The sequence below is a fragment of the Acidovorax sp. AC410 genome (assembly GCF_979253235.1).
The window spans coordinates 2,879,636-2,898,523 of sequence record NZ_CEEDCG010000001.1; the positions used below are offsets into that span (position 1 = coordinate 2,879,636).

Below are 18,888 nucleotides of genomic sequence, written 5' to 3' on the forward strand. Positions count from 1 at the left end.
ATTTTAGGCGGTGGCTCCTGTGCTGCGCGCATTCAGCGCAAGCTCTGTTGCGCCGGGGCGGCAGTATCCCGGTCGAAGGCGCCGCGTTCCCGCCACAGCGTCGTCACTTCCAGGCCCAGCTTGCGTACCAGGGAACGCTCGTCCACGGTGGTGTTGTCCATGCGCAGCCGGCCCCGCACCTCGAAGTAGGCCGAGGCGATGGCCAGGTCATTGGTCTCGAAAGGGACTTTGCCCAGCACCTCGACCACTTCGGCCATGGAGCGGAAATGTTTCGATTCGCGGGCCTGCACCAGCTTCTGGGCACCGGCCATGTCCAGCCCGTCGATGGCGGCCCAGACCACGTCGATGCCGGCCGTGTTGAGGTTGACGGGGGTGCGCACCGGCAGGATGGTGACATGCGGCAGCAGCGCCGCGATGGTCGGCGGCGACAGCCCCAGCCAGCCCAGCTGCGACACCGTCTGCGGCATGAGGGGGGCGCTGCCTTCGGTCCCGGTGCGGGCCTGGGCCTTGCGCAGGTTCTCCACCAGCAACGCCAGCTCCTGCGACGGCAGCCCCAGCCGCTCGAACAGCCGGGTGAACTGTTTCAGGGCCCCGGCCTGCACCTGCCCGCCTTCGGCCAGGCTGGTGATGTTCAGGCGCGATTGCAGGTCGGTGATCTGGCCCGAGAGAAAGGCATCGGTGGTGTCGGTGCTGGCGTCGTCCACCTGGGCCACGCCGCGCTCGGCCGCGAGGAAGCTGGACAATCTGGCTTCCTGCAGTGGCACGGCCCAGGGTTCGGCCAGGTGGTCGGCGCCGCCGGCGCGGCCGTCTTCGCGCAGGATCAGGCGCGACCAGTCCAGCGCCCCGATCAGGATCCAGGCCGCCTGCACGCGGGCGCGCTCGGCGGTCTCGACCTCGATGGCACGCCACTGCTGCCATAGGGATGCGGCGGCGAAGGTGGCAACGAGCGTGACGGTGAGCATGGCCGCGAGCAGCGCCGCCCCGCGCTGAGACCACGCTTTGCGCTGCCGGGCGTTGGGAGTGCAGCGCATCAGGTGCGGCCCCCGCCCAGCGTCGGGTTGACCCAGTCGCGCACGATGGGGCCGCTCAGTGCCTGGCCCGGTGACAAGGTGATCTGCAGTCGCACGCCATCGGGCAGGGTGGCCGCCGGCGTGCCTGCGGTCTGACCGGCGCTCGACAGCGGGTTGGACCAGGCGCCGCCGCGGAAATAGAACAGCTGCCAGCTGGTGATGGGCACCAGGCTGATCTCGTAGCGCCGGGCCTGCGCTTCGGGCGTGCGCGCCCATTGCTCGGCCTGTTGCCAGGCCTGCTGCCATTCGGTGCGGTTGCGCACGGGCGGGGATTGCCAGCGCACCCACTGGCCGCCGCCCTCCACGCCGGGCGCTTCGCGCCGTGTCCAGGCCACCACCAGCGCGCCTTCGTCGGGCACGGCCGTGGTACGGCGCGTGATACGCAGCACCTGCCCGTCCCAGTCCATCGGGGTCGTGCTGGCCAGCGGCAGGATGGCATCAAGGTCGGCGGCCCACTGCCCCAGGGCCGACTGGATCACCAGCATATCGTCGGCGCGCTGGCGTGTCTGCTCCTGCGCGCGCACCATGCCGTCGATACCGCGCCAGCTCATGATGGCCAGGATGGACATCAGCGCAATGGCCACCAGCAGTTCGATCAGCGTGAAACCGCGCAATGCAGCCGGTGGCGTGTTGCGCCCGCGGCACGGTGGCACTGCACGGCGCCGGGTCTGAGAAAGCAGGGAGGGCATTTTCAGTAGCGCCCCAGGATGGTGGAGATGCGGAGCACCGAGTTCTCGCCGTCGAGCACCTGTGCATCCACCCGCCGAAAGCTCGGGTTGGGCGTGGGCCGCACGATCAGGCGCACATCGAAGCGCTGGCCTGCCTGTTCGCAGGCCTGGGTGCTGTCGCCGATGCTGGGCATCTGGCGCGAGAGGCGCACGCGCACCAGTTCGTTCTCGGCGCACAGCTGGGCCAGCACGATGTCAGACTGGCGCAGCGCATTGCGCGTGAGGGCATTGGTGGACTGCAGTCCGGCCATCAGCGCAATCGCCACGATGCTCAGGGCCACCAGCACCTCCACCAGCGTGAAGCCCTGCTGGTGTGCGTTCATGGGAGCGCGGATCATTTCGGAGACTCCACGCTGAACGGGCGCAGCCCGTCCGTCACCACGAGCAGGACTTGGTCGGGATGGTCCTGGTGCGTGAGCAGCACCTGCTGCGCACCGATCACCGGCTCGGGTCCGAGCAGCAAAATGGCATTGCCGCGCACCAGGGTGCCGGTCGCCAGCCACTGGTGCGGCAGGGCGTCGGGCGGCAGCCCCTCGAAATTGAAACCTTGCGGACCGCCACGCCAGCGCACCGGCACGCCGCTGGCCCGCGACTGCGCCCGCCCCGATTCGAGCAGAGCCGCCAGCCGCGCCGCCTCGCGCTCCAGCTGCGTCTGCCCGTTGTCGCGCAGCGCCAGCGAAATACCCGCCGTCGCCAGCGCCATGATGCTGATGACCACCAGCAACTCCAGCATGGTGAATCCACGTGCATGGCGTGTCATTGGTTTATGTGGCACGGATCGTACACATGGAGAAATCGGGACGGTCACGGTTTCGCCATGGGCTTGGCCCGATGCGACCCACGGTCGCCATGGGGCGTGGCTGAACCGATCACGGTGCCCCCTCAGGGCGGGCGGCCGCAGCGCCGGGCCGCCCCAAGCAAGGCCCGGCCCCCTCGGGGGGCAGCGACGACACGCAGTGCGGGAGCGTGGGGGCGACGGTCACTGCCAGCTGCCGATATCGGCATCCTTGCCTTCGCCGCCCGACTGCCCATCGGCACCAAAGGACATCACGTCGATTTCGCCCTTGATGCCGGGGTTCAGGTACTGGTAAGGGCGGCCCCAGGGGTCGTTGTTGAGCTTTTCGAGGTACAGCTTCCAGTTGCCGGGGATGGGCCCCGCCGTGGGCTTGGCGACCAGCGCCTGCAGACCCTGCTCGGGCGTCGGGTAGCGCTGGTTGTCCAGCCGGTACAGCTTGAGCGCCTGCATGATGTTGGTGATGTCCGTCTTGGCAGCGGTGCTGCGCGCGTCGTCGGCGCGGTCGAGCACGTTAGGCACGATCAGCGCGGCCAGCACGCCGATGATGACCACCACCACCATCAGCTCGATCAGGGTGAAGCCCCGGGCCAGGCTGCGGCGTGCTCGGGGCAGGGCAGGGGAGGATGAGGACTGGATGAAAGAGAGGGTGTTCACTGCAGGCGGTCTCGCTAGGGTCGTATCGGGTGAATCATAATCCCCGCATGGTGACCAATTCATACAGCAAATGGGGCGTGCGCCTGGGGACTCTGGCGCTGTGGGCTGCCGCGGGCGCCAGCGTGGTCTATTGGGGCCTGCGCCTGTCGAACCGGCCAGTCGCGCAAACCGTCCCGGCGGCGGCGTCCATGGCGGCGATGCCCGATGCCCAGGCGGTCGCGCGCGTCCTCGGGGCCCTGCCCGCCGGCGCGGTGGTGGCGGTGGCTGCGCCGGTGGCCTCGCTGGCCAGCCGGTTTGCCTTGATTGGTGTGCTGTCCGGGCGCCACAGTGGCGGCGGTGCGGCGCTGATCGCGGTGGACGGCAAGCCCGCCAAGCCGTTTCGCGTGGGGACCGTGGTGGATTCCGGCCTGGTCCTGCAGGCGCTGAGCCCACGCCAGGCCCAACTGGGCGCCGATGTGGGCGGCCCGGCCATGCTCACGCTGGACATGCCGCGCAAGAACTGAGCTTTCAGGGACGGCAGGCGCTGGTGCGGAATCCGGCGCTTGCACGGCTTGCTTCTCCTTACTGCGCTGGCCGTTGGTATTTTGCCACCCGGGAGTTGCTGCGCGTCACCCCAGGTCCACCGTATCCCACTCACCCCATGCCGGGGCATGCATCGGCCATTGGTCCGCCTGGGGTGGGGCCTCGTCTGCATGGCGCAGCAGCCAGTCCACACAGCGGGCCACGCCCGCGTGGGTGAGCCACACAGCGTGGGCCAGGCCGGCCGACCGCGCCGCGGCCCGCGTGTCCTGCAGGGCCTGGGCCACGCGCTCCAGCATGTGCGCCAGTGGCTCGCCGCCACCCGGGCGGTGGTGGGCGAAGTCGGCGGTCCAGGCATCGATGTCGGCCTTGGCAAGGCTGCTCCAGGCACGGCCCTCCCAGGCGCCGAAATCCATCTCGCGCAGCCGGGCGTCGGGCAGGGGCTGCCAGTCGGGGCGGGTGGACTGCACGGCCTGGGCAAGCTGCACGCACCTTTGCAGGGGCGAATGCCAGACCAGTGCGGGGCCCGGCAGGGCTTGGCCCAGGCGCTGTGCGCAGGCGAGGGTGGGGGCGCTCGCGGCGGGCATGTCCAGCATGCCGTAGCAGGTGCTCGCGGCGACCACGGGCGGCGCATGCCGCACCAGCCAGAGCTGCACGGTGGGGTCCTCAGCCCTGCCCCAGGGCCAGTGCGGCACCCAGGTAGAAGCCGATCTCGCCGATCTGCTGCGTGGCGCCCAGGCAGTCCCCGGTGAAGCCCTGCAGGCGCCGAGCGAACCAGCGTGCCATCCAGGCCGCGCCCAGCGCGCTCAGCGTGAAGGCAGCGAGGCTGATGGCAGTGGTGCTCCAGAGCCAAGCCAGCGCCAGCGGGGCCACGCACCAGGCCATGGCCACCGCCAGCGCCGCGCCGGTGATCTGGTCGGCCAGCGGCTTGCTCTTGGAGCGCGCAGTATCGCCCACGTGCGGCAGGCGGCGCACGATGAACAGCGGCCACAGGCGCGACAGCACATGCCCGCCCACCAGGGCCGCCAGCGCCGTGGCCAGGCCATGCACGCCGAGCAGTGCCAGCAGGCTCACCTTGGCCAGCAGGGCCAGCACCAGCGCCATGGCGCCGAAGGCGCCGACGCGCGAGTCCTTCATGATGTCCAGCGCCCGTTCGCGGTCGTAACTGCCGCCCAGGCCATCGGCCACGTCGGCCAGGCCATCCTCATGGAAGCCCCCGGTGAGCAGCACCGTGGCCACGGTGCAGAACACGGCTGCCACGGCCGGGCCCAGCGGGTTGGGCGCTAGGGCCAGGTACAGCGCCGCATACACCCCTGCCGCCACGGCCGCCGCGAGCCAGCCCACGCCCGGCAGGTGGGCAGCGCTGGCGCGCAGCATGGCGGGGCTGAAGCCCACCCAGCCGGCCAGCCGCCCGGTGACCGGGATGCGGGTGAAGAACTGGACGGCCAGCAGGTAGTGGCGCAGGGCTTGCATGGAGTGGCGCTGTGCGGGCCCGCCGGGCCTATTTGGCGCGCAGGAACAGGCGGTAGGCCGGGTTCAGCGTTTCTTCCACATGGGGGTAGCCCAGGGTGGAGAGGAATGCGTCGAATGTGGCCGAGTCTTCGGGCGGTACCTGCATGCCCACCAGGATGCGGCCATAGTCCGCGCCCTGGTTGCGGTAGTGGAACAGGCTGATGTTCCAGGTGGGCTGCATCAGGCTCAGGAACTTGAGCAGCGCGCCCGGCCGCTCGGGGAACACGAAGCGCAACAGGCGCTCGTCCTGGGCCAGCGCGGAGTGGCCACCCACCAGGTGGCGCAGATGCTCCTTGGCCATCTCGTCGTGCGTGAGGTCCAGCGCCCCGAAGCCGTGCCCGGTGAAGATCTGCGCGAGCTTTTGCGACTCGCCCTTGCCCTGGGTCGTGAGGCCCACGAACACATGCGCCTCGGCGGCGTCGCTGATGCGGTAGTTGAACTCGGTCACGTTGCGCGGGCCACCGGGCAGCGCGCCCACCACCTCGCAAAAGCGCCGGAAGCTGCCGCGCTCCTCGGGGATGGTCACGGCCAGCAGGGCCTCGCGCTCCTCGCCCACTTCGGCACGCTCGGCGACGAAGCGCAGGCGGTCGAAGTTCATGTTGGCGCCGCACAGGATGGCGGCATAGGTCTCGCCCTCGGTCTGGTGCGTTTCGACATACTGCTTGATGGCGGCCACGGCCAGCGCGCCCGAGGGCTCGACGATGCTGCGCGTGTCCACGAACACGTCCTTGATCGCGGCGCAGACGGCATCGGTGTCCACGGTGATGAACTCGTCCACCAGGCCGCTGGCGATGCGGAAGGTCTCCTCGCCCACGAGCTTGACGGCCGTGCCGTCGGAAAACAGGCCCACATCGGCCAGCGTGACGCGCTGGTGCGCCCGCACGGACTGGATCATTGCGTCCGAGTCGTTCATCTGCACGCCGATGACCTTGATCTCCGGGCGCACGGCCTTGATGTAGTTGGCCACGCCACTCACCAGTCCGCCACCGCCGATGGCCACGAACACGGCGTCCAGGCGGTTGCTGCCCAGGCGCTGCAGCTGGCGCAGGATCTCCATGGCGATCGTGCCCTGGCCGGCGATCACGTCCGGGTCGTCGAAGGGATGCACGAAGGTCAGGCCTTCCTTGGCCTGCAGTTCGGCGGCGTGCTGGTAGGCATCGGAATAGCTCTCGCCATGCAGCACCACCTCGCCGCCCAACGTGCGCACGGCATCCACCTTGACCTGGGGGGTCGTGGTGGGCATCACGATCACCGCGCGGGCGCCGAGCTTGCTGGCGCTCATGGCCACGCCCTGGGCGTGGTTGCCGGCCGAGGCGCAGATCACGCCCCGCTGCAGCTGGCCGGGGGTGAGGTGCGCCATCTTGTTGTAAGCGCCCCGCAGCTTGAAGCTGAACACGGCCTGCTGGTCCTCGCGCTTGAGCAGCACGCGGTTGTTCAGGCGGCGGCTCAGGTCGCGGGCGGGCTCCAGGTCCGACTCGATCGCCACGTCGTACACGCGGGCGGTGAGGATCTTCTTGAGGTAATCGGCGGGGGTCAGGTCGTGGGTCATGGCAGGGGACAGGCTCCAGGCTCCCGGCTCGGGTGTGAGCGGGGCACACATCATAGATTTCCTGCGCCCGGGATGCAGGCGGTGCCGAGTGCCCCGTCCGGGCAAAAAAAAGCCCCAGGCCGCAAAGCCCGGGGCTGAATCCATCCTTTGAGGAGATGGAGGAGACAATCGGCGCGTTGGAGGTGGTGGAGAACTTTCCAGAACCTGTCCCTTTTCGATAAAAGGGCAACGCATGGCGCAATATTAGCGCAATGGATGCTGCGATGCAGCAAAATTCACCGACTTTTTTTGGAGTGGTCCATCCATTTTGTGAAAAAAGCCACGTTTTTTTGATGAATCACCGAGGAGAGAACAGATGGAATGCACAGTCAGCTGGACCGGCGGCGCCGGTACCCGCTCAGGAATGGGGTTTGTGGCGGAAACAGGCAGTGGCCACGTCCTGACCATGGACGGCGCGCCCGACAGCGCCAACCCGGCCAATGGCGGCCAGAACCTGGCGCCCCGGCCCATGGAGACGGTCCTGGCCGGCACGGGCGGCTGCACGGCCTACGACGTGGTGCTGATCCTCAAGCGCGGGCGCCACGATGTGCGTGGCTGCAGTGTCAAGCTCACCTCCGAGCGTGCCGAGGTCGATCCCAAGGTGTTCACCAAGATCCACATGCAATTCACCGTGACCGGCAAGGGCATTCCCCCCGCCGCCGTGGAGCGCGCAATTGCCATGAGCCACGAAAAATACTGCTCGGCCAGCATCATGCTGGGCAAGATGGCCGAGATCACCACCGGTTTCGAGATCGTGGAAGCCTGACCCTTCTGGCGCCACCCATGAAACGGGCGCGCCAAGGCCGGCGCCCCGTACAAGGGCCGAGGGCCGTCCCGCCGCACTGGGGGCGCCGAAGGCGACTCAAGGGGGGCTTAAATGCGATGCGCGGTGCTCGTCATCACCTTGGCGGCGGCACGCATCAGTGCCTGGACGGGGGGTGGCAAGACCGTGGCGCCTTCGGCCAGGGCTTGCGCCGCATGGCGCTCTTCGTCGTCCTTCATGCGCGCCACCACGGCGCGCGAGGCCAGGTCCTCTGCCGGCAGGCGCGCCAGGTGCCCCTGCAGATGGGCCGCCACCTGGTTCTCGGTTTCCGCCACGAAACCCAGGCTCACCCGGTCACTGACCTTGGCCGCCACGAGGCCCAGCGCGAAAGCCCCGGCAAACCACAAGGGATTGAGCACGCTGGGGCGGGCGCCCAGGGCGTCGAGTCGTTCCCGGGTCCAGGCCAGGTGGTCGGTCTCCTCGCGCGCGGCCTCCAGCAGGTGGCCGCGCAGGCTGTCGTCGCGGGTGACGGCCGCCTGGGCGGTGTACAGCGCCTGCGCACAGACTTCGCCCACGTGGTTGACGCGCATCAGGGAGCCCGCCAATTTCCGCTGTGCTGGGGTCAAGGCGCCCTCCGCATGACCGGTGGCTGGGGAGGGTTCCGAGGCACGCGGTGTGGCAAAAAGGGTGCGCAAGGCGTTGTCGGCGGCAGTCAAGAAGGCGTCCATGGCAGGCTGGGGTAGGGATGGATGTGGAAACAGGTGTTGCAAATTGACACAGGTGTGCCGGGGCCAAAAAAGCGATCGAAAGGCACTTCGCTGGTGCATCGGTGGTGGATTTTGCCGGGGCGCACTGAAATGTTGCAACACTGCAACGAAATCTCCCTTTCGGGTCGATTGTGGGTGAATTCCTTTGCGAAACGGGGCGGCCTCTGGTGCAATAAGAACAACTTCCCCACCAGGAGGTTGGCCCGGGGAACCGGCGGGACTGAGCAGGTGCAAGGCACTCCTAGACCCCCCGTACCGGCGCCCTATGTTTAACCTTGGAGTAACTCGCAATGAAAAAATCCCTGATTGCCCTGGCTGTGCTGGCTGCTTCCGGCGCTGCAATGGCTCAATCGTCCGTGACGCTGTTCGGCGTGGTTGACGCAACCTACGCCTACGGCAACGGCAGCGTTGCTAACCGCTCGCAACTGACGAACTCCGGCTACAACAGCAGCCGTCTGGGTTTCCGCGGCGTTGAAGACCTGGGCGGTGGCCTGTCTGCTTCGTTCTGGCTGGAAGCTGGCCTGAACAACGACAACGGTACCGGCGGCTCGACCAGCCTGAACAACCAAACCACGGCTCCTACGCAAGGCGGTCTGGTGTTCAACCGTCGTTCGACGGTCAGCCTGAATGGCGGCTTCGGTGAACTGCGTCTGGGCCGTGACTACACCCCACAATTCTGGAACCTGACCGTGTTCGATCCGTTCGGCACGAACGGCGTTGGCACGACCCAAACGCTGAACTCCAGCCTGGGTGGCCCAACCACCATCCGCGCTTCGAACGCCATCGGCTACTTCCTGCCAGGCAACCTGGGCGGTTTCTACGGCCAAGTGCAGTACTACCTGGGCGAAAACGCAAGCAACGTTGCCAACAAGAAGGACGGCAACGGTCTGGCTCTGCGCGCTGGCTGGGCCAACGGTCCTGTGAACGTGGCTCTGGCCGCTTCGCAAACCAAGTTCCTGAACGCCGACATCAAGGCCTGGAACCTGGGTGGCCAATACGACTTCGGCTTCGGCAAGCTGCTGGCCCACGTCAACCGTGACGACGTCAAGAACGGCAACGAAGGCACCGGCTGGCTGATCGGTGGTCTGATCCCCGTCGGCGCTGGCGAAATCCGCGTTGCTTACTCCACCTACGAAATCGAAGTTGCCAACGCAGCTGACCCACGTAGCAACAAGTTCGCTCTGGGCTATGTGCACAACCTGTCGAAGCGCACCGCTGTGTACGCAACGGCTGCCGCTGTGAAGAACAAGAACGGCGCTGCTCAAGCTCTGAACGGTTCCGTGACTGCAGCTGGCCGCAATTCCAGCGGTTACGACTTCGGTATCCGTCACAGCTTCTGATATTGACGGCTGGCTATATGCCAGTCATCAATGGATGAATACAAAAAAGCCGCCTTCGGGCGGCTTTTTTATTTCCATTGCAGATTTGTTGTGTGCTGCCCCGCGGTGGATTTGCAAATGGTGCCGCAAGGGGTGGGTATTTTCAGGTGCAGTCGTGGGTACCCATGGGGCTATGTCGCTGGGGTGGCAGTGCAGCCTTTGGTGGTGTGTTTGGTGCAATAGGGCGGGGACTCCCGCAATACAGGCGGATGCGGGCTCTGGGTTGAAGGGCCAGGCTTCGGACCAGGAGGGTTTGTAGGTGCAAATGCCCATCCAGGCCCTGTCTGGCCTGGGGTTCATCACCCGTGGGCGGTTTTGACCCGCGCAGTGTTGGCACTTTACTTGCATGTCAACAGGCCTCACCGGGGCGTGGATAGTCCCTCGCAAAGGGGCGGGATTCAGGGATTTCCCGTTGGCCGATGGCCGCTATTTACTGCATAGTAAAACTTTTACATTGTTGAAGAGGTTTCATGAAACTCAATCTCAGCCTGCTGTCGATTGCCGCAGCTGCCGCCATGCTGATGGCCACGGGTGCTAATGCCAAACCATTCAAATGGGCGAGCCAGGGCGAAATCGCCACGTGGGATATTCATTCCCAAAACAACGCGCTGCAAAACGGCATCCATGCCAATGTGTATGAAAGCCTGGTGTACTACAACAGCAAGACTTTCGAGGTGGAGCCCGTCCTGGCTACGGCCTGGAAGGAAGTGACCCCCACGCAGGTGCGTTTCACGCTGCGCCAGGGCGTCAAGTTCCATGATGGGTCGGCGTTCACCGCCGACGATGCCGTGTACTCGCTGCAGCGGGCCATGGCCAAGACTTCCAACTTCACGCCCTACGTGCAGGGCATCAGCAAGGTCAACAAGGTCGATGCGCAGACCGTTGACGTCATTCTGTCGGCGCCCAACCCCGTGCTGTTGCGCCAGATGACCGAGCTGCGCATGATGAGCAAGGCCTGGGCCGAAAAGAACAAGTCCGTGGAACCCAAGGACATCAAGGGCACGGACGAGAACTTCGCCCACCGCAACGCCATGGGCACGGGCCCTTACACGCTCGACTCCTGGCAGCCCGACGTGAAGATGGTGTTCAAGCGCAACCCCAACTGGTGGGGCAAGATGGACGGCAACGTGACGGAGATCGTCTACACCCCCATCAAGTCGGCCGCGACCCGCATCGCCGCGCTGCTCTCGGGTGAGGTGGACATGGTGCTCGACCCCGCTCCCCAGGACCTGGGCCGCCTGCGCCAGGACACCAACCTGAAGGTGATCGACGGCCTTGAAAACCGCACCATCTTCCTCGGCATGGACCAGTTCCGCGAAGAGCTGCCAGGCTCCAACGTCAAGGGCAAGAACCCCCTCAAGGATGTCAAGGTGCGCAAGGCCCTGTACCAGGCCATCGACACCGCCGCGCTGGAGCGCGTCACCCTGCGCGGCCTGGGCAAGCCCACCGGCACGCTGGTGGCACCGCAGGTGGCCGGCTACACCGAAGCCGTGGGCAAGCGCTTCCCCTACAGCGTCGATGCCTCCAAGAAGCTGCTGGCAGAAGCCGGCTACCCCGATGGCTTCGAGGTGGACTTTGCCTGCCCCAACAACCGCTACATCAACGACGAAGCCATCTGCCAGGCCGTGACCGCCATGTGGTCGCGCATCGGCGTGAAGGCCAAGCTGCGCACGCTGCCGCTGGTGACCTACTTCCCCATGATCCAGCGCTACGAAGCCAGCATCTACATGCTCGGCTGGGGCGTGCCGACCTTCGACGCGCTGTACAGCCTGCAATCGCTGGTGCGCACCGTGGGCCAGGGCGGTGACGGCAACTACAACGTGGGCCGCTACAGCAACCAGCGCATGGACTACCTGGTGGACCGCATCAAGGCCGAAACCGATGCTCCTGTGCGCACCCGCATGCTGACCGAGGCGCTGCAACTGTCCAACGACACCGTCTCGCACATTCCTCTGTATGACCAGGTGATCCCATGGGCCATGAAGAAGAACGTCGAGGTCGTCCACCGCGCCGATAACCGCGTGGACATGCGTTTGGTCAAGGTGAACTGATCTATCCTTGCAGATGGAGAGCAAGGGCCTTCCGGTCTTTGCTCTCCTTGGTTTTTTTCGACACGATCCCCACGAGCGCCCCGCCACCAAAAGTGGCCAAGGCGTCCCATCGAATACACACTCGACTCTCTGATGCTTGCCTTTATTTTGCGCCGCCTGATCCAGGCCGTGATCGTCATGGTCGCCGTGGCCTTCATCTCCTTCATGCTGTTCCAGTACGTCGGAGACCCCGTGGTGTTCTTGCTGGGCCAGGACGCAACCCCCGACCAGATCCGCGAACTGCGCGTTGCGCTGGGTCTGGACAAACCCTTCTTCGTTCAGTTCGGCCACTTTCTCGTGAACGCTGCTCAGGGCGAATTCGGCCTGAGCCTGCGCCAGGGCGCCAAGGTGTCGCGCCTGATCGCAGAACGCTTTCCCGCCACGCTGGAACTGGCCCTGGTCGCAGCCGTGCTGGCCTTGGCGATCGGCGTACCCATGGGCGTGTACGCGGCCTTGAAGCGCGGTACCTTCACCAGCCAGTTGTTCATGACGCTGTCGCTGCTGGGGGTCTCGCTGCCCACCTTCCTGATCGGTATCTTGCTGATCCTGGTGTTTGCCGTACACCTGGGCTGGTTCCCGAGCTTCGGTCGTGGCGAGGTTGTGCAGATGGGCTGGTGGAGTACCGGCCTGCTCAAGGCCAAGGGCTGGCACCACATCATCTTGCCTGCGGTGACGCTGGCGATCTTCCAGCTCACGCTCATCATGCGGCTGGTGCGCGCGGAAATGCTGGAGGTGCTGCGCACCGACTACATCAAGTTCGCACGCGCCCGCGGCCTGTCCAACCGGGCTATCCACTTCGGCCATGCGCTCAAGAACACGCTGGTGCCCGTGATGACCATCACCGGCCTGCAGCTCGGTGGTCTGATCGCCTTCGCGATCATCACCGAAACCGTGTTCCAGTGGCCGGGCATGGGCCTGCTGTTCATCCAGGCGGTGACCTTTGCCGACATCCCCGTGATGGCCGCCTACCTGTGCCTGATCGCCCTGATCTTCGTGGTCATCAACCTGGTGGTGGACCTGCTGTACTTTGCAGTGGACCCCCGCCTGCGCGTGGGCAAGGCCGGAGGCCACTGACATGCAGGCTCCCCGACTCAAGGCGGGCGGCCGGGCCTTTGCGCACATCGCCCAGTTCCATCCGGAGCTGACGGCCCTGCGCCGCGACCTGCATGCACACCCCGAACTGGGCTTCGAAGAGGTCTACACCGGGGCGCGGATCAAGGAGGCGCTCAAGGTCTGCGGCGTGGACGAAATCCACGACGGCATCGGCCGCACCGGACTGGTGGCGGTGATCCGCGGGCGCAGCACGGCCAGCGGCTCCATGGTGGGCCTGCGTGCCGACATGGATGCGCTGCCGCTCACCGAACACAACGACTTTTCCTGGAAGTCCTGCAAGCAGGGCCTGATGCACGGCTGTGGCCACGACGGCCATACCGCCATGCTGGTGGGCGCCGCCCGCTACCTGGCCGAGACCCGCAACTTTGACGGCACGGCCGTGCTGGTGTTCCAGCCCGGCGAGGAAGGCTTCGCCGGTGCGCGCGTGATGATGGAAGACGGGCTGTTCGAGCGCTTCCCTGTGCAGTCGATCTTCGCCATGCACAACTGGCCGGCCATGGCGCCCGGCACGGTGGGCCTGAACTCCGGTGCCATGATGGCGGCGGCCGACCGCATCACCATCGAGATCACCGGCCGCGGCGGCCATGGCGCGCACGCCTACCAGACGGTGGACGTGATGCTCGTGGCAGCGCACATCATCACCGCCGCGCAGACCATCGTCTCGCGCAATGTGCGCCCGCTCGATGGGGCCGTGGTCAGCCTGTGTGCCATGCAGGCCGGCGACCTCGGGGCCTTCAGCGTGCTGCCGGGTTCGGCCACGCTGGTGGGTACCGTGCGCACCTTCAATCCCCTGGTGCAGGAGATGGTCGAAAAGCGCCTCAAGGAGCTGTGCAGCGCGATTGCGCTCGGCTTCGGTGCCACGGCCACCGTGCATTACGAGCGCATCTACCCGGCCACCATCAATTCCGAGGACGAGGCGCTTTTTGCCGGCAACGTCGCCGAATCGCTGCTGGGCGCTGACCACGTGGTGCGCGACCTGGAGCCCAGCATGGGCGCCGAGGACTTCTCCTTCATGCTGCAGGACAAGCCCGGGGCCTACCTGCGCATAGGGCAGGGCACGGGTGCCAGCGGCAGCGCGCTGCACAACAGCCGCTACGACTTCAATGACGACATCCTGCCGCTGGGCTCTGCGCTGCATGCCAGCCTGATCGAGCAGGCCATGCCCCTGCCGACGCTCTGAACCTGCCGCGGCGGCTTGATTCCACCCGTTCCCAGCGCTTTCCCTCACCCCTCCTAAAACCCACTTTCCATCCACCAGGAGAACTGCATGACATTCCAGAAGAAATTGGCCGTGACGGCCTTGTTTGCCGCGCTGGCTGCGTCCAGCGTGGTTGCCAATGCGCAGACCATCCGCGTGGCCAACCAGGGCGACTCGCTGTCCATGGACCCGCACTCGCTCAACGAATCGCTGCAGCTGAGCGTCACCGGCAACGTCTACGAGCCGCTGGTAGGCCGCAACAAGGACCTGAGCCTGGCCCCGGCCCTGGCCACGAGCTGGAAGCAGACCTCCCCCACCGTGTGGCGCTTCGAGCTGCGCAAGGGCGTGCAATTCCACGACGGCACCCCCTTCACGGCCGACGACGTGCTCTTCAGCTTTGCCCGCACCCAGGTCGAAGGCTCGGACATGAAGAGCTACACCAACGACTTCAAGGAAGTGCGCAAGATCGACGACCACACCGTCGAGATCGAAACCAAGAGCCCCTTCCCCATCCTGCCCGACGTTGTCTCGCTGGTGTACATGATGAGCAAGAAGTGGTGCGAAACCAACCAGGCCACCGTCCCCGTGGACCGCCGCAAGGGTGTCGAGAACGCCGCATCGTTCAAGGCCAACGGCACGGGTCCTTTCCGCCTGCGCGAGCGCCAGCCCAACGTGCGTTCGGTGTTCACGCGCAACGGCAGCTACTGGGGCAAGATCGAAGGCAACGCCACCGAAGTGGTGTTCACCCCCATCGGCAACGACGCCACGCGCGTGGCGGCCTTGCTGTCGGGCGAAGTGGACGTGATGGAGCCGGTGCCCGTGCAGGACATCGACCGCGTCAACACCAGCGCCAACACCCGCGCCATCACCGGCCCCGAGCTGCGCACCATCTTCCTGGGCATGGACCAGAAGCGCGACGAGCTGCTGTATTCCAACGTCAAGGGCAAGAACCCCTTCAAGGACAAGCGCGTGCGCCAGGCCTTCTACCAGGCCATCGACATCGAAGGCATCAAGAAGACCGTGATGCGTGGTGCGTCCAACCCGTCCGCCTTGCTGGTGGGCCCTGGCATCAACGGTTTCGAGTCCGACTCCAAGCGCCTGCCGTATGACGTGGAAGCCGCCAAGAAGCTCATGGCCGAGGCCGGCTATCCCAATGGCTTCGAAGTGTCGATGAACTGCCCCAACGACCGCTACGTGAACGACGGCCGCATCTGCCAGACCGTGGCCGCCAACCTCTCGCGCATCAACGTCAAGATCAACCTGCAGGCCGAGACCAAGGGCACCTACTTCCCCAAGATCCTGCGCCGCGACACCAGCTTCTACATGCTGGGCTGGACGCCCGCCACCTACGACTCGCACAACGCCCTCAATGCGCTGGTGGCCTGCGTGGACGACAAGGGCACGGGCCAGTTCAACCTGGGTTCGTACTGCAATCCCAAGGTGGACGAGCTGACCAAGAAGATCCAGTCCGAGACCGACAAGACCAAGCGCAACGCCATGATCAAGGAAGCCTTCGACATCCATGCCGCCGACGTGGGCACGCTGCCCCTGCACCAGCAGGCGCTGGCCTGGGGCGTGAGCAAGAAGGTCACGCTGGTCCAGCTGGCCGACAACTTCATGCCCTTCAAGTGGATGAGCATCAAGTAAGCCCGCTGCAGTTGATCGAGTTAGTGAGTTAGTTAGAGACGGACATTTCAGCAGACAGCCACCACGACCGCTACCCGCGCCGTGCGTGCTGTCTGCCCACTGGTTTCCCACAATGAAAACAACCCTTGCCCGCTGGTTTGACAGCGACGTTGGCTACAGCTTTCGCACCTCGCCCATGGCGATGGTCGCGGCGGCGATCGCCCTGATATGCCTGTTCTGCTCCCTGTTTGCAGGATGGGTCGCACCCCACAACCCCTTTGACCTGGCAACGCTGGAGCTCGGCGATGCACGCCTGCCCCCCGCCTGGATTGCGGAGGGCTCCATGAAATACCCCCTGGGCACCGATGACCAGGGGCGCGACATTCTCTCGGCGCTGATCTATGGCGCACGCATCTCGCTCGTGGTGGGCTTCGCCTCGGTGTTGCTGTCCGTGGTGGTGGGCGTGGCCTTCGGCCTGCTGGCCGGTTTCCGCGGCGGCTGGATCGACGCGGTGCTCATGCGCCTGTGCGACGTGATGCTGTCCTTCCCCGCCATCCTGGTGGCCCTGCTGATCGCCGGCGTCGGCCGGGCGCTGTTCCCGAATGCCCACGAGTCGCTGGCCTTCGGGGTGCTCATCATCTCGATCTCGCTGACCGGCTGGGTGCAGTACGCACGCACCGTGCGTGGCTCCACCCTGGTCGAGCGCAACAAGGAATACGTGCAGGCCGCCCGCGTCACGGGCGTTTCGTCGCTGCGCATCATGCGCAAGCACGTGCTGCCCAACGTGATGGGCCCGGTGATGGTGCTGGCCACCATCCAGGTGGCCACCGCCATCATCACCGAGGCCACGCTGTCCTTCCTGGGCGTGGGCGCACCGCCCACCTCGCCTTCGCTGGGCACGCTGATCCGCATCGGCAACGACTACCTGTTCTCCGGTGAGTGGTGGATCACCGTGTTCCCCGGTGCCATGCTGGTGCTGATCGCTTTGTCCGTGAACCTGCTCGGCGACTGGCTGCGCGACGCACTGAACCCGCGTCTGCGCTGAACGAGAAAAAGAAAAGCGGTATTCCCATGAGTCTTCTAGAAGTCAAAAACCTCGTTGTCGAATTCCCGAGCCGCCGCGGTACCCTGCGCGCCCTGGACGACATTTCCTTTTCCATTGCGCCCGGCGAGATCCTGGGCGTGGTGGGAGAGTCCGGCGCGGGCAAGTCGCTCACCGGCGCCGCCATCATCGGCCTGCTCGAACCGCCGGGCCGCGTGGCCTCGGGCCAGATCCTGCTGGAGGGCGAGCGCATCGACAACCTCAGCAACGACCAGATGCGGCACATCCGGGGCAGGCGCATCGGCGCCATCTTCCAGGACCCGCTGACCTCGCTGAACCCGCTGTACACCGTGGGCCGCCAGCTCACCGAAACCATCCTCGCGCACCTGCCGGTGAGCGCCGCCGAAGCGCGCCAGCGCGCCATCTCGCTGTTGCAGGACACCGGCATCCCGGCGGCGGCCGAGCGCATCGACCACTATCCGCACCAGTTCTCGGGTGGCATGCGCCAGCGCGTGGTGATCGCCCTGGCCCTGGCGGCCGAGCCCAAGCTCATCGTTGCCGACGAGCCGACCACGGCCCTGGACGTCTCCATCCAGGCGCAGATCATCACGCTGCTCAAGAACATCTGCAAATCGCGTGGCGCCGCCGTCATGCTGATCACGCACGACATGGGCGTGATCGCCGAGACCTGCGACCGCGTGGCCGTGCTGTACGCCGGCCGCGTGGCCGAGATCGGCCCCGTGCACGATGTCATCAACAAGCCCTCCCATCCCTATACCAGCGGCCTGATGGCCTCCATCCCCGACATGGCGGTGGACCGTGAACGCCTGAACCAGATCGACGGAGCCATGCCCCGCCTCAACGCCATCCCCAAGGGCTGCGCCTACAACCCGCGCTGCCCCAAGACCTTCGACCGCTGCATGGTCGAGCGCCCCGACCTGATGCCTGCAGGTTCCACCCGCGCGGCCTGCTGGCTGCACGCCCCTGCCACGGCGGAGGTGTCCGCATGAGCGCCGTGCCTTCCACCGCCGCAAGCCCCGGCAAGCCCCTCGTGCAGGCGCACGACCTGGCCAAGACTTTCGACGTCTCCGCCCCCTGGCTCAACCGCATGATCGAGCGCAAGCCGCGCACCCTGCTGCATGCGGTGGACGGCGTGAGCTTCGAGATCGAAAAGGGCAAGACCCTGGCCCTGGTGGGCGAGTCGGGCTGCGGCAAGAGCACCGTGGCGCGCCTGCTGGTGGGCCTGTACGAACCCACGCGCGGCGGCCTGACCTTCGACAACCAGGACGCCCACGCCGCCTTCAAGGGCAACGATGCGCGCGCCATGCGCCGGCGCATCCAGATGATCTTCCAGGACCCCTACGCCAGCCTGAACCCGCGCTGGCTGGTCGAAGACATCATTGGCGAGCCGCTGCGCGAGCACGGCCTGATCACCGACAAGGCCGAGCTCAAGCAGCGCGTGGGTGAGTTGCTGAAGTCGGTGGGCCTGTCGCCGCTGGACATGGTCAAGTACCCGCACCAGTTCTCGGGCGGGCAGCGCCAGCGCATCTCGATTGCGCGCGCTCTGGCCACCGAGCCCGAGTTCCTGGTGTGCGACGAGCCCACCTCGGCACTCGACGTGTCGGTGCAGGCGCAGGTGCTCAACATCATGAAGGACCTGCAGCGCGAGCGGCACCTGACCTACCTGTTCATCTCGCACAACCTGGCCGTGGTGCGCCACGTGAGCGACCAGGTGGGCGTGATGTACCTGGGCCGCCTGGTGGAGCTGGCCGACAAGCACACCTTGTTCGACAACCCGCGCCACCCGTACACGCGCATGCTGCTCGATGCCATCCCCAAGATGCACGACACGGGCAAGGCGCGCACCCCTGTGCAGGGCGAAGTGCCCAACCCGCTCAACCCACCACCCGGCTGCGCCTTCAACCCGCGCTGCCCGCATGTGAACGACCGCTGCCGCACCGAGCGCCCGCAACTGCTGAGCATCGGCGGTATCCGCATCGCCTGCCATGCGGTGGAAGAGGGGCGCATCCAGTAGGTCCTGGC

The 18,888-nt window shown here is 66.1% G+C and carries 19 protein-coding genes; 10 read left to right on the forward strand and 9 right to left on the reverse strand.

All coding sequences use genetic code 11. From position 1 onward, the window contains the following. Nucleotides 1-32: 32 nt before the first annotated feature. The 5 genes from gspK to gspG all read right to left on the reverse strand — a co-directional run bounded on the left by gspK (nucleotide 33) and on the right by gspG (nucleotide 3,206). Entirely contained in the window at nucleotides 33-1,031 is a 999-nt protein-coding gene (gene gspK, locus AC0IZS_RS13400; RefSeq protein WP_471636063.1) for a type II secretion system minor pseudopilin GspK, read from the reverse strand. Further along, nucleotides 1,031-1,759 carry a prepilin-type N-terminal cleavage/methylation domain-containing protein gene (locus AC0IZS_RS13405; RefSeq protein ID WP_471636064.1) on the reverse strand — a complete coding sequence of 243 codons (729 nt, stop codon included), beginning with the start codon at nucleotides 1,757-1,759 and terminating at the stop codon, nucleotides 1,031-1,033. Before AC0IZS_RS13405 ends, gspK begins: the two co-directional genes overlap by 1 nt. Before the next feature lie 2 nt (nucleotides 1,760-1,761). Continuing rightward, complete coding sequence (gspI, locus tag AC0IZS_RS13410; protein WP_471636065.1) at nucleotides 1,762-2,121, reverse strand: type II secretion system minor pseudopilin GspI; 360 nt, start codon at nucleotides 2,119-2,121, stop codon at nucleotides 1,762-1,764. A gap of 11 nt (nucleotides 2,122-2,132) precedes the next feature. Next, entirely contained in the window at nucleotides 2,133-2,531 is a 399-nt protein-coding gene (locus tag AC0IZS_RS13415) for a type II secretion system protein GspH (RefSeq protein WP_471636066.1), read from the reverse strand. 246 nt (nucleotides 2,532-2,777) lie between these two features. Beyond that, entirely contained in the window at nucleotides 2,778-3,206 is a 429-nt protein-coding gene (gene gspG, locus AC0IZS_RS13420) for a type II secretion system major pseudopilin GspG (protein ID WP_471639520.1), read from the reverse strand. An 89-nt stretch (nucleotides 3,207-3,295) separates the two neighbouring features. Here gspG and AC0IZS_RS13425 point away from each other — a divergent pair, with 89 nt between their 5' ends. Next, entirely contained in the window at nucleotides 3,296-3,751 is a 456-nt protein-coding gene (locus AC0IZS_RS13425) for a type II secretion system protein N (protein WP_471636067.1), read from the forward strand. A gap of 105 nt (nucleotides 3,752-3,856) precedes the next feature. On the opposite strand, the gene AC0IZS_RS13430 is transcribed toward AC0IZS_RS13425, so the two are convergent. Genes AC0IZS_RS13430 through ilvA form a run of 3 tightly spaced genes read right to left on the reverse strand, consistent with a single transcriptional unit; the run spans nucleotide 3,857 to nucleotide 6,828 of the window. After that, nucleotides 3,857-4,423: a histidine phosphatase family protein gene (locus AC0IZS_RS13430; RefSeq protein WP_471636068.1), complete on the reverse strand. Its 567-nt coding sequence runs from the start codon at nucleotides 4,421-4,423 to the stop codon at nucleotides 3,857-3,859. A 10-nt stretch (nucleotides 4,424-4,433) separates the two neighbouring features. After that, nucleotides 4,434-5,240 carry an adenosylcobinamide-GDP ribazoletransferase gene (locus tag AC0IZS_RS13435; protein ID WP_471636069.1) on the reverse strand — a complete coding sequence of 269 codons (807 nt, stop codon included), beginning with the start codon at nucleotides 5,238-5,240 and terminating at the stop codon, nucleotides 4,434-4,436. A gap of 28 nt (nucleotides 5,241-5,268) precedes the next feature. Then, nucleotides 5,269-6,828 carry a threonine ammonia-lyase, biosynthetic gene (gene ilvA, locus AC0IZS_RS13440; protein WP_471636070.1) on the reverse strand — a complete coding sequence of 520 codons (1,560 nt, stop codon included), beginning with the start codon at nucleotides 6,826-6,828 and terminating at the stop codon, nucleotides 5,269-5,271. 355 nt (nucleotides 6,829-7,183) lie between these two features. Here ilvA and AC0IZS_RS13445 point away from each other — a divergent pair, with 355 nt between their 5' ends. Further along, complete coding sequence (locus AC0IZS_RS13445) at nucleotides 7,184-7,633, forward strand: OsmC family protein (protein ID WP_471636071.1); 450 nt, start codon at nucleotides 7,184-7,186, stop codon at nucleotides 7,631-7,633. A gap of 107 nt (nucleotides 7,634-7,740) precedes the next feature. Here AC0IZS_RS13445 and coq7 read toward each other — a convergent pair whose 3' ends face one another. Further along, nucleotides 7,741-8,358: a 2-polyprenyl-3-methyl-6-methoxy-1,4-benzoquinone monooxygenase gene (gene coq7 / locus AC0IZS_RS13450; RefSeq protein WP_471636072.1), complete on the reverse strand. Its 618-nt coding sequence runs from the start codon at nucleotides 8,356-8,358 to the stop codon at nucleotides 7,741-7,743. Nucleotides 8,359-8,687: 329 nt separating this feature from the next. On the opposite strand from coq7, the gene AC0IZS_RS13455 reads away from it, so the two are divergent. The 8 genes from AC0IZS_RS13455 (at nucleotide 8,688) to AC0IZS_RS13490 (ending at nucleotide 18,880) form a co-directional block, all read left to right on the forward strand. Further along, nucleotides 8,688-9,737, forward strand: a complete 1,050-nt coding sequence (locus tag AC0IZS_RS13455; protein WP_471636073.1) for a porin — start codon at nucleotides 8,688-8,690, stop codon at nucleotides 9,735-9,737. 509 nt (nucleotides 9,738-10,246) lie between these two features. Next, nucleotides 10,247-11,827, forward strand: a complete 1,581-nt coding sequence (locus AC0IZS_RS13460; RefSeq protein WP_471636074.1) for an ABC transporter substrate-binding protein — start codon at nucleotides 10,247-10,249, stop codon at nucleotides 11,825-11,827. A gap of 132 nt (nucleotides 11,828-11,959) precedes the next feature. Continuing rightward, nucleotides 11,960-12,940, forward strand: coding sequence for an ABC transporter permease (locus AC0IZS_RS13465; protein ID WP_471636075.1), 981 nt, complete (start codon nucleotides 11,960-11,962; stop codon nucleotides 12,938-12,940). A gap of 1 nt (nucleotide 12,941) precedes the next feature. Next, entirely contained in the window at nucleotides 12,942-14,159 is a 1,218-nt protein-coding gene (locus AC0IZS_RS13470) for a M20 aminoacylase family protein (RefSeq protein WP_471636076.1), read from the forward strand. A gap of 87 nt (nucleotides 14,160-14,246) precedes the next feature. After that, nucleotides 14,247-15,824, forward strand: a complete 1,578-nt coding sequence (locus AC0IZS_RS13475) for an ABC transporter substrate-binding protein (protein ID WP_471636077.1) — start codon at nucleotides 14,247-14,249, stop codon at nucleotides 15,822-15,824. Nucleotides 15,825-15,936: 112 nt separating this feature from the next. Next, nucleotides 15,937-16,848 carry an ABC transporter permease gene (locus AC0IZS_RS13480; RefSeq protein WP_471636078.1) on the forward strand — a complete coding sequence of 304 codons (912 nt, stop codon included), beginning with the start codon at nucleotides 15,937-15,939 and terminating at the stop codon, nucleotides 16,846-16,848. Between the two features lie 26 nt (nucleotides 16,849-16,874). Further along, the gene (locus AC0IZS_RS13485) at nucleotides 16,875-17,855 is read left to right on the forward strand and encodes an ABC transporter ATP-binding protein (RefSeq protein WP_471636079.1); all 981 of its coding nucleotides are present in this window, start codon (nucleotides 16,875-16,877) and stop codon (nucleotides 17,853-17,855) included. Then, a complete protein-coding gene (locus tag AC0IZS_RS13490; protein ID WP_471636080.1) occupies nucleotides 17,852-18,880 on the forward strand; it encodes an ABC transporter ATP-binding protein in 1,029 nt (342 codons plus the stop codon). Before AC0IZS_RS13485 ends, AC0IZS_RS13490 begins: the two co-directional genes overlap by 4 nt. Nucleotides 18,881-18,888: the final 8 nt, after the last annotated feature.